Raw genomic sequence first — 13,766 nt, forward strand, 5'->3', positions numbered from 1 at the left:
CCGCAGTGCTGTGTCCGTCCGCCCCGCCCCGCCTCGCCCCGTCCTCTCGGCGCCCGCCGCCGCCCGTGTCGGCCGCATCCGCCGCCCGTGTCGGCCGCGCCCGCCGCCCGTGTCGGCCGCGGGCCCCGGGAACCCCGCGCGGGCCAATGTCGTTGCTTCCCGATACCGTCTCGGTAGCAGCGGACGTGCGGGGAGGCATGGTGGCGAAGGGTCCGGAAGTGGTCACGTGCGGGGAGGCCATGCTCCTCCTGCTCGCCGAGCCCGGGGTTCCGCTGGACCGGGCCGTGCATTTCCGCAGGTCGGTGGCGGGAGCCGAATCCAATGTGGCCGTGGGCCTCGCTCGGCTCGGCCACGGTGTGCGCTGGCTCGGCCGGGTCGGCGCCGATCCGGCGGGGGAGGCGGTGCTGCGCGAACTGCGCGCCGACTGCGTGGATGTCGCTCACGCGATCGTGGACGACCACGCCCCCACCGGGCTGTTGATGCGGGACAGCCACGCGTACCGCGCCATCGATGTGCAGTACTACCGCATGGGCTCGGCCGCCTCCCGGCTGACGCCCGAGCAGATACGCCCCGAGGCACTCGAAGGCACCCGACTGCTGCATCTGTCCGGGATCACGCCGATGCTCTCGCCGACCGCGGCGGCCGCGAGCCGCCGCCTGGTGGAGCTGGCCCGTGCGGCCGGGGCCAAGGTGTCCTTCGATCCGAACGTACGGCACAAGCTGGGTGGCGCGGCGCAATGGGCCCAGACGGCGGGCCCGTTGCTGCGCGACGCCGACATCGTCCTCGCGGGGGAGGAGGAGTTGGAGCTGCTCACCGCCCAACCCGCCGACGAGGCCGCGCGGGAGCTGCTGCGGGGCGGGGCCGACGAGGTCGTCATCAAGCGCGCCGACCACTCCTCGACCGTCCTCACCGCGGACGGCTGCTGGGACCAGTCGCCCCACTCGGTGCCGGTCGTCGACCCGATCGGCGCCGGTGACGGCTTCGCGGCCGGCTATCTGTCGGCGCGGCTGCGCGGGCTGCACGAGGACCAGGCGCTCGCCGAGGCGGCGTGCGTGGCCGCCCTGGTCGTCCAGGCCGCCACCGATACGGACGGGCTGCCCACCGCCGCCGCGCGGGACCGGGCGCTCGCCGAGCTGTCCAAGGGCGGGGACACGGTGTATCGCTGAACCGCCCGCGGCACCCGCGGCGGCCCGCCCGGAAAGCCCGGAGGCCGCGCACACCACAACACAACAACGCAGAGCAGCACCGGTGATACGGAGCAGCACCGGTAAGACGGACAACCCGGATACCGATTCATCAAGCGAGCACAGCACCGCGTATCGTCCACCGCACACCGAAACCGCCGCATATCCCGGAGGCAATCCGGGGCGGCATCGCCAGCAGCACCTGGGAGAGGAAGGCGGCGACCGCCGTGTACCGCTGGGAGATCACCCGGGCCGCGCTCGCGCAGCGCGTGCTCGCCATCGTTCGTAGCGACAGCTACGACCACGCCCACGCCACGGCGGACAGCCTGCTCTCCGCCGGTATCACCAGCCTGGAGATCTCGCTGACCACGCCCTTCGCCCTGGAGGCGGTCACCACCCTGATCCGGGAGGTCGGCGATGACGCGGTGATCGGCGCGGGCACGGTGCTCGATGGCGCCTCGGCCCGGATGGCGGTGGACGCGGGCGCCCGCTTCCTCGTCTCGCCGAGCCTGGACCCCGACGTCATCCGCACCGGCCACCGCTACGGTCTGCCGGTCTTCCCCGGCGTGGCCACGCCCACCGAGGCGGTGCACGCGATGGAGTTGGGCGCGGACGCCCTGAAGCTCTTCCCCGCCTCCGCCTACGGGCCCAGATGGGTCAGCGACGTACGGGCCGCGCTGCCGCAGGCCGCCGTGGTGCCCACGGGTGGCGTGACCCTGGCCGAGGCCCCGGACTGGATCGCGGCCGGGGCGGTCGCGTGCGGAATGGGCTCGGCACTGTCCGAGGGCGACCGGGACACCGTGGGCAAGCGCGCCGCCGAACTGCTGGCCCGGCTCGCGGATGTGGCGCCCCCGCTGGACTCGGGGCACGAGCTGTACTGACACGGCGGGGCCCGTCGGTCCCATCCCGCGCATCGCATCCGGTCCCGTCCGGTCCCGTCCGGTCCAGTCCGGTCCGGTCCGGTCCGGTCCAGTCCCGTCCCGTCCGGTCCCATCCACCGGTCAACGGCTTCCCGCGGGCCGGGACTTCTGCCACCCTGAGCGCGCTGTGATCATGCGGCTCGTAGCGGCCGCCCGCCCGCGCCCAGGAGGTGCCGTGAGACGTACCGTCACGCTGTCCGCCCTCGCCGCCGTGCTCGCCGCCACCGCCGCCGGTTCGGCGCTGGCCGTCGGCACGACCTCAAAGGTCGAGCCGAAGGCCGAGCCGAAGCTCGAGCCGAAGGCCGAGTCGGCGCGGGCGAGCGCCCACGAGCGCGCCCGGCAGCAGCGCGGCACCCTGCTGGACCGGGTGCCCGAGCGCGGGGTGCTGCGGGTGTGCACCACGGGCGACTACCGGCCGTTCAGCCATCGCGACCCCAAGTCCGGCGCCTACACCGGTATCGACATCGAGATGGCCGGGGATCTGGCCAAGAGCCTGGACGCCAAACCGACGTACGTCCTCACCACCTGGGCCACCCTGGTGGACGACCTCGCCGCCGGACGCTGCGACGTGGGCATGGGCGGGGTGTCGGTGACCCTGGCCCGCGCCCGTAAGGCGTCCTTCAGCGAGCCGTACCTGACCGACGGCAAGACGCCCATCGTGCGCTGCGAGGACAAGGACAAGTACCGGACGCTGGCGGAGATCGACCAGCCCGGCGTGCGAGTCGTGGTCAACCCGGGCGGCACCAATGAGCAGTTCGCCCGCGCCCATATCAAACAGGCCACCCTCACCGTCCATCCGGACAACACGACGATCTTCGACGAGATCATCGCGGGCCGCGCCGATGTGATGATGACGGACGCCAGCGAGACCCGCTACCAGTCCGCGATCCACCCGGAGCTGTGCGCGGTCCACCCCGACGAGCCGTTCTCCTTCTCCGAGAAGGCGTACGTACTGCCGCGCGGCGACGCCCAGTTCAAGGAGTACGTCGATCAGTGGGTCCATCTGGCCACCCACGACGGTACGTACAAGAAGTACGAGGATGAGTGGATGAAGCGATGATGCGGCGGTGACGCGGCGGTGACGTGACGCCGGACGCGAGAGCGACAGAGCGGCTGAAAATCTGGGCATCCCCGTACGACTCTCGCGTCCGTCGCCCTTCCGCCGGGCCCGGAGCGGGAAGATGGCCCCATGAGTCCCGCCCAGCCCGTGCGCCGCCGCTCGGACGCCGTCGCCAACCGCGCCGCCCTCCTCGACGCGGCCGAGCGGGTCCTGCTCCGCGACGGGCCCGCCGTGCCGCTGGACGTGGTGGCGCGCGAGGCCGGGGTCGGCATCGCCACGCTGTACCGGAACTTCGCCGACCGCGAGGAGTTGTACGCGGCCGTCGTCCACCGCTCCTACGAACTCGTGGCCGCCCTCGCCCAGGAGGCCGAGGGCAGCGCGGTACCGCCGCTGGACGCGCTGGCCGGTTTCCTGCGCGGGCTGCTCGCCGAACGGCACCATCTGGCCCTGCCGTTACTCGGCGCGCCCGGCCCGCTCTCGGCGGACGGGGCCGACCCGCTCGGTTCGCGGATCTCCCGGTCGCTGGCCGCGGTTCTGAAGCGGGGTGTCGGCGACGGCTCGATCCGCCCCGACGCCACCGCCGCCGACCTCGTGGTCACCGGCGCGATGCTCGCCCACGCCCAACTCCCGTCCGACGCCTGGGACCGCGCCGCCCGCCGTATCGCCGCGCTGGTCCTGGACGGTCTGCGCGCCCGCCCCGACACCGCCCCGCTGCCCGACGGGCTCACCGGGGCCGAGCTGGACCGGGTCATGACCCGTGGCCCGGGGGGAGCGGCGGCCTACTAACCTGTCGACGGCGGCTTACTAGCCTGACGAACACAGCGGGATGCGCATTTGCGCGAATCCGGGCGCGGTCCTCGTGCGGGTGCTACACGCTGACGGATGCCGGTTGTAATGCCCTGGACCGGTGACCGTTTCCTCGCATCCGGAGAGACGACATGAGCAGCCCTCTCAGCCACCCCCTCGTGCGGACCTTTCTGTCCACGGTCGAGCGGCGGACCGCGGCGCTTCCCGCCGCGTGGCGGGAGGAACTGCTGGAGGACCTGCGCGAGGAGATCGCGGCGGCGCTCGCCGAAGACCTCGGCGAGGATCCCGCCGAAGACCTCGCCGAGGACCTCGCCGAAGACCTCGGCGAGGATTCCGCCGGGGACGGCGATTCCGCGATCGGCGACGAGCGGGTGCGGCAGGTGCTCGACTGGATCGGCACCCCGGAGGAGATCGCGGCGGACGCGCTCGCCGAGGAGTCCGGCAGCATCCCGCCCGAGCCGGAGGACGCCGGTGCCACCTGGGTGACGCTCGGCCTCGCCATACTGCCCGTGCCGCTGTGCCTGGTCCCGGGCGTGGGCATACCCCTGGGGCTGGTCGCCGCCCTCGGCGCGCTCGTCCGGCTGTGGCGGTCCGCGCCATGGGCCCGGCGCGAGAAGCGGCAGGCCACGCTGTTCGTCCTGTCGCCCCTGGTGACGGTGCCGGTGCTGGCGGTGGCGCTGTCCCTGGCGTTCGACGGGATCAGCGCCCCCGCGTTCGTAGCCTCCCTGCTGATGGCGCTCACCCTGCCGGTGGTCGGCGCCGTACGGCTGGGCCGGTCCGCGGCCCGACTGCGCGAGCGGGCGGGCGTGTGAGGCCGCGGGGGAAGCCATGACGGGTGACAGCGTTGTCGACTCCGACTGATCACCTGTGCGTAGTTTGTCCTGACAATCGAACTTCACGACTTCCCGTCATGTGCTCATCCGGATACCCTCGGCCCGTGGCTATGGAGGAAGAAGACGCTTCGGGCGGGGCGGAGACGCTCCAGCTCAGCGTCGATCGCAGCAGTCCGGTCCCGCTGTACTTCCAGCTGTCCCAGCAGCTCGAGGCGGCGATCGAGCAGGGGCGGCTGGCACCCGGGAGCCTGCTGGGCAATGAGATCGAGCTGGCCGGGCGGCTCGGGCTGTCCCGCCCCACCGTCCGGCAGGCCATCTCGTCGCTGGTCGACAAGGGGCTGCTGGTGCGCCGCCGGGGCGTGGGCACCCAGGTCGTGCACAGCCAGGTCAAGCGCCCGCTGGAGCTGAGCAGCCTCTACGACGACCTGGAGGCGGCCGGTCAGCGCCCCGCCACCCAGGTGCTCCGGAACACCACCGAGCCCGCGACCGCCCAGGTCGCCGCCGCGCTCGGCGTCGCGGAGGGCGAAGAGGTGGTGCTGATCGAGCGGCTGCGGCTGGCGCACGGCGAGCCCATGGCCCATCTGCGCAACCACCTCCCGGTGGGCCTGCTCAAGCTGGACAGCGCCGAGCTGGAGGACACCGGGCTCTACCGGCTGATGCGCGCGGCCGGGATCACCCTGCACAGCGCCCGCCAGGCGGTCGGCGCCCGCGCGGCCACCGCCGACGAGGGGGAGCAGCTCGGCGAGCCCGAGGGCGCGCCGCTGCTGACCATGGAGCGCACGACCTTCGACGACACCGGCCGCGCCGTGGAGTTCGGCTCCCACACCTACCGGGCCTCGCGCTACGCCTTCGAGTTCCAGCTTCTCGTACGCCCCTGAGCCCTGCCCCGGGCCATGTGTCGCGCCCTTCGTCCTTGACGTGTCCCGCGTCCCCGGCTACAAGTCCTCAAGCCGCACGGGCGCCGGGCCCCGCCCACCCCGGCGGCCCCGGCGACGACCGGTGACGGATACTTGGGCGGCGGCCGGGACCGATCATGCGGTGCCCGGCCGCGAAGGTGACAGCGGGACGAACACACAGTGAGAAGGGCGGGTCTTCGTGGCGACGGTGCGGAGAGGGGCACGCGCTATGACCGCCGCCGTGCTCGCGGCGGTGCTGGGTACGGCGTTGGCGGGCTGCAGCGATACGGGCGGCAAGCGGGCCGAGGAGCGGGCCGCCCGGGAGGCGGCCGCCGGGGGACGGGCGGCGGTCAACACCCCGAAGTGGACCTTCGCGATGGTCACCCACTCCGGAGACGGGGACACCTTCTGGGACATCGTGCAGAGCGGCGCCAAGCAGGCCGCGGTCAAGGACAACATCAAGTTCCTCTACGCCCACAACGAGGAGGGCAAGGAGCAGGCCCAACTGGTCCAGTCCTACATCGACCAGAAGGTCGACGGCCTGATCGTCACCCTCGCCAAGCCCGACGCCATGAAGTCCGTGGTGCGGAAGGCCCACAAGGCCGGGATACCGGTGATCACCGTCAACTCCGGTGCCGAGGTGTCCAAGGCGTTCGGCGCGCTCACCCACGTCGGCCAGGACGAGACCATCGCGGGCGAGGCCGTCGGCGACGAGCTCGACAAGCGGGGCCAGAAGAAGGCGCTGTGCGTGATCCACGAGCAGGGCAACGTCGGCCTCGAGCAGCGCTGCGACGGCGCGGCCAAGACCTTCGACGGCAAGATGGAGAAGATCTACGTCGAGGGCACCAACATGCCCGATGTGCAGTCCTCGATCGAGGCCAAGCTCCAGTCGGACAAGGGCATCGACACCGTGCTCACCCTCGGCGCGCCCTTCGCGGACACCGCCGCCAAGGCCGCCGACCAGGCGGGCAGCAAGGCCGAGATCGACACCTTCGACCTCAACGCCAAGGTGGCCGCCTCGCTGCAGAGCGGCAAGCTGGGCTTCGCCGTGGACCAGCAGCCGTACCTCCAGGGCTATGAGGCCGTGGACCTGCTGTGGCTCAACCGCTACAACGCCGATGTGCTCGGTGGCGGCAAGCCGGTGCTCACCGGTCCGCAGATCATCACCAAGGACGACGCCGCCGAGCTCGCCTCGTACACGAAGCGGGGGACCCGATGAGCGCGGAGGCACCGCCCGCCGAGGAGACGCTCTCGAGCCCGCGGCCGGCGCGCGGCTCGCTGCCGCGCCGGCTGGCCGGCCGTCCGGAGCTGGGCGCGGTCGTCGGCGCCGTCGCCGTCTTCGTCTTCTTCTCGGTCGTCGCCGACGCCTTCCTGCAGTGGTCCAGCTTCAGCACCGTGCTGTACGCCTCCTCGACCATCGGGATCATGGCGGTGCCGGTGGCGCTGCTGATGATCGGCGGGGAGTTCGACCTCTCGACCGGGGTCCTGGTGACCAGCTCGGCGCTGATCTCCTCGATGTTCTCGTACCAGATGACGGCGAACGTCTGGGTCGGCGCCGGGGTGTCCCTGCTGGCCACCCTGGCGATCGGCTTCTTCAACGGCTATCTGCTGGTCCGCACCAATCTGCCGAGCTTCATCATCACGCTCGGCACCTTCCTGATCCTCCAGGGCTGCAATCTCGGCTTCACCAAGCTGATCAGCGACACCGTCTCCACCAAGAGCATCTCCGACATGGAGGGCTTCCCCTCCGCCCACAAGGTCTTCGCCTCGCAGCTGACCATCGGGGACGTCGAGGTGCAGATCACCGTCCTGTGGTGGTTCGCCCTGATCGCGCTCGCCACCTGGATCCTGCTGCGCACCCGCGCCGGGAACTGGATCTTCGCGGTGGGCGGCGCCAAGGAGGCGGCCCGCGCGGTCGGCGTGCCCGTGGAGCGCACCAAGATCGGCCTCTATCTGGGCGTCGCGCTGGCCGCCTGGATCTCCGGTCAGCATCTGCTGTTCAACTACGACGTGGTCCAGTCCGGCGAGGGCGTCGGAAACGAGCTGCTCTACATCATCGCGGCCGTCATCGGCGGCTGTCTGCTGACCGGCGGCTACGGTTCGGCGGTCGGCGCGGCCGTCGGCGCGTTCATCTTCGGCATGACCAACAAGGGCATCGTCTACGCGCAGTGGGGCGCCGACTGGTTCAAGTTCTTCCTCGGGGCGATGCTGCTGCTCGCCACGCTGCTCAACTGGTGGGTCCGCAAGCGGGCGGAGGAGAGCAAATGAGTGCGTCCAAGACATCCGGGGCATCGCAGACATCTCCGGCATCCCGGGCGGCCCTGGTCGCGCTGAGCGACATCAGCAAGTACTACGGCAACGTCAAGGCACTGGAGGGCGTCTCCCTCGAGGTGCACGCCGGGGAGATCACCTGCGTCCTCGGGGACAACGGCGCGGGCAAGTCCACCCTCATCAAGATCGTCGCGGGACTGCACCAGCACGACGGCGGCACCCTCGCCATCGAGGGGGAGGAGACCCGGCTCGGCTCCCCGCGCGAGGCCCTCGACCGCGGGATCGCCACGGTCTACCAGGACCTCGCGGTGGTCCCGCTGATGCCGGTGTGGCGGAACTTCTTCCTGGGCTCGGAGATCCACAAGGGCCGCGGACCGCTCCGCCGCCTCGATGTGCAGGCGATGCGCACCACGACCCACCGCGAACTGCTGCGCATGGGCATCGATCTGCGCGATGTCGACCAGCCCATCGGCACCCTCTCCGGCGGCCAGCGCCAGTGCGTGGCCATCGCCCGCGCCGTCCACTTCGGCGCGAAGGTGCTCATCCTGGACGAGCCCACGGCGGCGCTGGGCGTCAAGCAGTCCGGGGTCGTGCTCAAGTACGTCGCGGCCGCCCGGGACGCGGGCCTGGGCGTGGTCCTCATCACCCACAATCCGCACCACGCCTATCTCGTCGGCGACCGTTTCGTGCTGCTCAAGCGCGGCGCCATGGCGGGCAGCCACACCAAGGACGGGATCGCCCTGGAGGAGCTCACCCGGCAGATGGCGGGCGGCAGCGAGCTGGAGCAGCTCAGCCATGAGCTGGCCCGCACCCCCGCCCCCGATCTGTCCGGAGGGGTCGCCAAGGGTTGAGACGGTTCGCCGAGGGCTGAGCGGCCGGGCCGTCGGCCGTGTTCCGATGCTTACCGGGGGCCGCGCGCCGTAGGCTCGCCATGCGGCATGAGGCGCGGGTGAGGCACAATCGCACGGCGGGCCACACCCGCCACGACCGACGCACCCGAGGCCCCGCGGCCTCCCGAGACCCCCGCAGGGACGACGAACTCTTGCGAGCACGTACCCGCAGCGACCGCACCCCCCACACCGGTGAGGGGGCCGGCCGATGAGCATCTACCGCGAACGAGTGCACCGGGGCTCGGCCCGGGCCACCGTGCTGCGCACCGTCGGCACCCGTGAGCGCCGCTCGCACCTCAGCGCGCCCCGGGTGCCCACGGTCGGCATCGACATCGGCGGCACCAAGGTGATGGCCGGGGTCGTCGACGCCGACGGCAACATCCTCGAGAAGCTGCGCACCGAGACGCCGGACAAGTCCAAGAGCCCCAAGGTCGTCGAGGACACCATCACCGAGCTGGTGCTGGACCTCTCCGACCGGCACGATGTGCACGCCGTGGGCATCGGCGCCGCGGGCTGGGTGGACGCCGACCGCAACCGCGTGCTGTTCGCCCCGCACCTGTCCTGGCGCAATGAACCGCTGCGCGACCGGCTCGCGGAGCGGCTCGCCGTCCCGGTCATGGTCGACAACGACGCCAACGCCGCCGCGTGGGCGGAGTGGCGGTTCGGCGCCGGGCGCGACGAGGACCACCTCGTCATGATCACCCTCGGCACCGGGATCGGCGGCGCGATCCTGGAGGACGGCCAGGTCAAGCGCGGCAAGTACGGGGTCGCCGGGGAGTTCGGCCATATGCAGGTCGTCCCGGCCGGCCACCGCTGCCCGTGCGGCAACCGCGGCTGCTGGGAGCAGTACAGCTCCGGCAACGCCCTGGTCCGCGAGGCCCGTGAACTGGCCGCCGCCGAATCGCCGGTGGCGTACGGGATCAACGACCGGGTCGGCGGCAACATCCAGGAGATCACCGGGCCGCTGATCACCGAGCTGGCCCGCCAGGGCGACGCCATGTGCGTCGAACTGCTCCAGGACATCGGCCAGTGGCTCGGCGTGGGCATCGCCAATCTCGCCGCCGCCCTCGACCCCTCCTGCTTCGTGATCGGCGGCGGCGTCAGCGCCGCCGACGACCTGCTGATCTGCCCCGCCCGGGACGCCTTCCGGCGCACCCTCACCGGCCGCGGCTACCGGCCGGAGGCCCGGATCGTCAAGGCGCAGCTGGGCCCCGAGGCCGGGATGGTCGGCGCCGCCGACCTCGCCCGGCTGGTCGCCCGCCGCTTCCGCCGCGCCAACCGCCGCCGCGTCGAGCGGTACGAGCGCGCCGGGTCCTCCTCCCCGCTGCGGCTGGCGCCGCGCGGTCAGGCAGGCGGCGAATGACCGCCGCCGACCAGCGGCCCGGCGCCGTGACGCCCCCGGCCGACGGAATGCGCCCCGGCGGGGCCACACCGGGTGGACCCACACCGGGCGGGCCCACGTCCGGCGGGCCCACGTCCGGTGGCGGCCGTACGCCCCGCCGCTGGCTCAAGATCGTTGTTGTCTTCCTGCTGATCGCGATCCCGGCGGGCTATCTGGTGATCTCCGCCATCCAGAGCCGCAACGGCGGTGAGGACAAGGCGGAGGCGGCGTCGGCCAAGGGCCTCAGCGCGGGCTACCCGAGCCGGGTGCAGCGGCGCATATACGACGTGCCGGTGCCGCCCTACTCCAAGAAGGTCGCCTACTACGAGACCAACTCCTGGAAGGTCAGCTCGCTGTACGTGCAGTTCGTCACGGACCGCGATGGCCTCGACTCCTTCCTGCACAAGCTCGGCACCGGCCGCTCCGCCCTGGCCGAGGACGAGGTGACCATCACCAAGGAGCAGGCCGAGAAGGTCGGTTGGCAGGTCGGAGCGCCCGGTCACGACTGGGCCGGGATGGTCATCAAGCAGAAGGATCCGCAACCCAAGCTGAGGATCACGGTCAAGTTCGACAACCCGACGCATCCGAAGGTTTACGTGGTCTCCACGGTCACGCCGTAAGTCCTTCACATTCTGGGCGCATCGCGCCCGAAAGCCCCGCCACTCGGGTCGGATACCGTTTTCGGGTGAGCGAGACGAAGACACTTCAGTACCGGACCGACGGCCCCGAGGACGGGCCCGTGCTCGTCCTCGGACCGTCGCTGGGCACCACCTGGCACATGTGGGATCGCCAGATACCCGAGCTCTCCCGCCACTGGCGCGTCCTCCGCTTCGACCTCCCCGGCCACGGCGGCGCCCCCGCCCATCCGGCCCCCTCGGTGGCCGAGCTCGCCGCCCGGCTGCTGGCCACCCTCGACGAGCTCGGCGTCGAGCGCTTCGGCTACGCGGGCTGCTCGATCGGCGGGGCCATCGGCGCCGAACTCGCCCTGCGGCATCCCCATAGAGTGGGCTCACTCGCCCTCGTCTCCGCCTCCCCGCGCTTCGGCACCGCCGACTCCTACCGGCAGCGCGGCGTAGTGGTCCGCACCAACGGCCTCGACCCGATCGCCCGCGCCACCCCCGAGCGCTGGTTCACCCCCGGCTTCGCCGCCGCCCAGCCCGCCATCGTCGAGTGGGCCGTCCAGATGGTCCGCACCACCGACCCCGGCTGCTACATCGCCGCCTGCGAGGCCCTCGCCGCCTTCGACATCCGCGCCGAGCTCAGCCGGATCGGCATCCCCACCCTCGTGGTGGTCGGCGCCGACGACCAGGTCACCCCGGCCGCCGACGCCCGCGTCCTGGTCGCCGGGATCGCCGACGCACGGCTCGCCCTGGTCCCCGGCGCCTCCCATCTCACCCCCGTCGAGCAGCCGATGGCCGTCACCGATCTGCTGGTCCGCCACTTCTCCAGCTCCTGGCAGACCCCGGACCACCCGACCGGGATGACCGCGATCCCCGCGCCCCCGCACAAGCCCGTCCTCTCGCCCGTGCCGCCCGGCGCCGCGGTCGTCGAGTACGGCCACAATGTGCCCGAGTCGCTGCTCGACGCCCGCGCCGCCGCGTACGACCAGGGCATCAAGGTGCGCCGCGAGGTGCTCGGCGACGCCCATGTGGACCGGGCGCAGTCCCTGGCCGACGAGTTCACCGACGACTTCCAGGACTTCATCACCCGCTACGCCTGGGGCGAGGTGTGGACCCGGCCCGGAATCGACCGGCGGATCCGCAGCGTGGTCACCCTCACCGCCCTCGCCGCCCGCGGCCACCTCGACGAACTCGCCTTCCACACCCGGGCCGCGCTGCGCAACGGGCTCACCCCCACCGAGATCAAGGAGGTGCTGCTGCACACCGGCGTCTACTGCGGGGTGCCGACGGCGAACTCCGCCTTCGCCGTGGCCCAGCGGATCATCCGCGAGGAGACGAGCCCGGACGGCTGATCGGAAAGGCACCGAAGGCCAGTGCGGTCAACGGGGGGTCGCGGTAGCACAATGATCTCCATGAAGCTCACCAAGAAGGGCCATGCCTGCGTCCGGATCGAGAAGGACGAGCAGACGCTCGTCATCGACCCCGGGACCTTCAGCGAAGAGGACGCCGCGGTCGGCGCGGACGCGATCCTGGTCACCCACGAGCACTTCGACCACTTCAACGAGGAGCGGCTGCGCACGGCGCTCGACGATAACCCCGGCGCCCAGATCTGGACGCTCCACAGCGTCGCCCACCACATCTCCGCGGCGTTCCCCGGGCGGGTGAACACCATCGGGGAGGGCGACACCTTCAGCGCGGCGGGATTCGACATCGAGGTGCACGGCCAGTTGCACGCCGTCATCCACCCCGACATCCCCCGGATCACCAATGTCGGCTATCTGCTGGACGGGGCGCTCTTCCACCCCGGCGACGCCCTTACCGTGCCCGCCGGGCGGCGGGTGGACACACTGATGCTGCCGGTGCACGCCCCCTGGAACAAGTTCGCCGAGATCCTCGACTACGTCCGCGCGGTCGGCCCGCGCCGGGCCATCGACATCCACGACGCCCTGCTGTCCGACGTCGCGCACACGGTCTACGGCCGGATGCTCGGCCCCGAGGGCCCCGGTACGGAAGGCGCCGAGCACCTGCGGCTGACCCCGGGCGAATCCGTCACCCTCTGAGGGCCGGGCCGGCTGTCGGACCCGGGATGTAGGTTGTGCCCTATGCGCATCGCGACCTGGAACGTCAATTCGATCACCGCCCGGCTGCCCCGGCTGCTGGCCTGGCTGGAGAGCAGCGGCACGGACGTCCTGTGCGTCCAGGAGACCAAGTGCGCCGAGTCCGCCTTTCCGTACGAGCCGCTGCGCGAGCTCGGCTACGAGGCCGCGGTCAACGCCACCGGCCGGTGGAACGGAGTGGCGCTGCTCTCCAAGGCCGGGCTCGCCGACGTCACCGTGGGTCTCCCCGGCGGCCCGGACTACGACGGCGGCCAGGAGCCGCGGGCGATAGGTGCCACCTGCGGCCCGGTCCGCCTCTGGTCGGTCTATGTGCCCAACGGCCGGGAGATCGGCCACCCCCACTACGACTACAAGCTGCGCTGGCTGGAGGCGCTGCGCACGGCCGTCGCCGGGGACGCGGCCGGTGAGCGCCCCTTCGCCGTCCTCGGCGACTTCAATGTGGCGCCGACCGACGAGGACGTCTGGGACCGCTCCGCCTTCGACGGACTGACCCATGTGACCGACCTGGAGCGCGAGGCCCTGGCGGCGCTGCGCGAGTCCGGTCTTTCGGACGTGGTGCCCCGGCCGCTGAAGTACGACCGCCCCTTCACCTACTGGGACTACCGCGAGCTGGGCTTCCCCAAGAACCGCGGCATGCGCATCGACCTGGTCTACGGGAACGAGACGTTCGCCAAGGCGGTCGGCGACGCGTATGTGGACCGCGAGGAGCGCAAGGGCAAGGGCGCCTCCGACCACGCCCCGGTCGTCGTCGACCTGGAGGTCTGACCCCGCGGCGGGATGCCCTGGT

The 13,766-nt window shown here is 71.8% G+C and carries 14 protein-coding genes; all 14 read left to right on the plus strand.

The genetic code is table 11. The annotated features are described in order from the left end of the window. The first annotated feature begins 197 nt into the window (after window positions 1-197). A complete protein-coding gene (locus NP777_RS30525) occupies window positions 198-1,166 on the plus strand; it encodes a sugar kinase (protein ID WP_256653396.1) in 969 nt (322 codons plus the stop codon). 245 nt (window positions 1,167-1,411) lie between these two features. Beyond that, the gene (locus tag NP777_RS30530) at window positions 1,412-2,065 is read left to right on the plus strand and encodes a bifunctional 4-hydroxy-2-oxoglutarate aldolase/2-dehydro-3-deoxy-phosphogluconate aldolase (RefSeq protein WP_256653397.1); all 654 of its coding nucleotides are present in this window, start codon (window positions 1,412-1,414) and stop codon (window positions 2,063-2,065) included. 214 nt (window positions 2,066-2,279) lie between these two features. Then, window positions 2,280-3,164 (plus strand): transporter substrate-binding domain-containing protein, encoded by an 885-nt coding sequence (locus NP777_RS30535; protein WP_256653398.1) that lies wholly within the window; start codon window positions 2,280-2,282, stop codon window positions 3,162-3,164. Between the two features lie 129 nt (window positions 3,165-3,293). After that, window positions 3,294-3,950, plus strand: a complete 657-nt coding sequence (locus NP777_RS30540; RefSeq protein WP_256653399.1) for a TetR/AcrR family transcriptional regulator — start codon at window positions 3,294-3,296, stop codon at window positions 3,948-3,950. A gap of 152 nt (window positions 3,951-4,102) precedes the next feature. Continuing rightward, entirely contained in the window at window positions 4,103-4,783 is a 681-nt protein-coding gene (locus NP777_RS30545) for a hypothetical protein (protein ID WP_256653400.1), read from the plus strand. 131 nt (window positions 4,784-4,914) lie between these two features. Further along, on the plus strand, window positions 4,915-5,682 hold the full coding sequence (locus NP777_RS30550; RefSeq protein ID WP_256653448.1) for a GntR family transcriptional regulator: 768 nt from the start codon (window positions 4,915-4,917) through the stop codon (window positions 5,680-5,682). Between the two features lie 247 nt (window positions 5,683-5,929). Continuing rightward, window positions 5,930-6,919, plus strand: a complete 990-nt coding sequence (locus NP777_RS30555; protein WP_256653401.1) for a sugar ABC transporter substrate-binding protein — start codon at window positions 5,930-5,932, stop codon at window positions 6,917-6,919. Further along, window positions 6,916-7,968 (plus strand): ABC transporter permease, encoded by a 1,053-nt coding sequence (locus NP777_RS30560; RefSeq protein WP_256653402.1) that lies wholly within the window; start codon window positions 6,916-6,918, stop codon window positions 7,966-7,968. Before NP777_RS30555 ends, NP777_RS30560 begins: the two co-directional genes overlap by 4 nt. Then, window positions 7,965-8,822: an ATP-binding cassette domain-containing protein gene (locus NP777_RS30565; protein WP_256653403.1), complete on the plus strand. Its 858-nt coding sequence runs from the start codon at window positions 7,965-7,967 to the stop codon at window positions 8,820-8,822. Before NP777_RS30560 ends, NP777_RS30565 begins: the two co-directional genes overlap by 4 nt. A gap of 247 nt (window positions 8,823-9,069) precedes the next feature. After that, complete coding sequence (locus tag NP777_RS30570; protein ID WP_256653404.1) at window positions 9,070-10,224, plus strand: ROK family glucokinase; 1,155 nt, start codon at window positions 9,070-9,072, stop codon at window positions 10,222-10,224. Beyond that, the gene (locus NP777_RS30575) at window positions 10,221-10,862 is read left to right on the plus strand and encodes a hypothetical protein (protein ID WP_256653405.1); all 642 of its coding nucleotides are present in this window, start codon (window positions 10,221-10,223) and stop codon (window positions 10,860-10,862) included. The genes NP777_RS30570 and NP777_RS30575 overlap by 4 nt, the downstream gene beginning before the upstream one ends. A 65-nt stretch (window positions 10,863-10,927) precedes the next feature. Beyond that, window positions 10,928-12,214: a bifunctional 3-oxoadipate enol-lactonase/4-carboxymuconolactone decarboxylase PcaDC gene (gene pcaDC, locus NP777_RS30580; RefSeq protein ID WP_256653406.1), complete on the plus strand. Its 1,287-nt coding sequence runs from the start codon at window positions 10,928-10,930 to the stop codon at window positions 12,212-12,214. Between the two features lie 60 nt (window positions 12,215-12,274). Further along, window positions 12,275-12,922: an MBL fold metallo-hydrolase gene (locus NP777_RS30585; RefSeq protein WP_256653407.1), complete on the plus strand. Its 648-nt coding sequence runs from the start codon at window positions 12,275-12,277 to the stop codon at window positions 12,920-12,922. Between the two features lie 42 nt (window positions 12,923-12,964). Then, on the plus strand, window positions 12,965-13,744 hold the full coding sequence (locus NP777_RS30590) for an exodeoxyribonuclease III (RefSeq protein ID WP_256653408.1): 780 nt from the start codon (window positions 12,965-12,967) through the stop codon (window positions 13,742-13,744). The last annotated feature ends 22 nt before the right edge of the window (window positions 13,745-13,766 follow it).

It is taken from the genome of Streptomyces rugosispiralis (assembly GCF_024505145.1).
Classification (GTDB): Bacteria; Actinomycetota; Actinomycetes; order Streptomycetales; family Streptomycetaceae; genus Streptomyces; species Streptomyces rugosispiralis.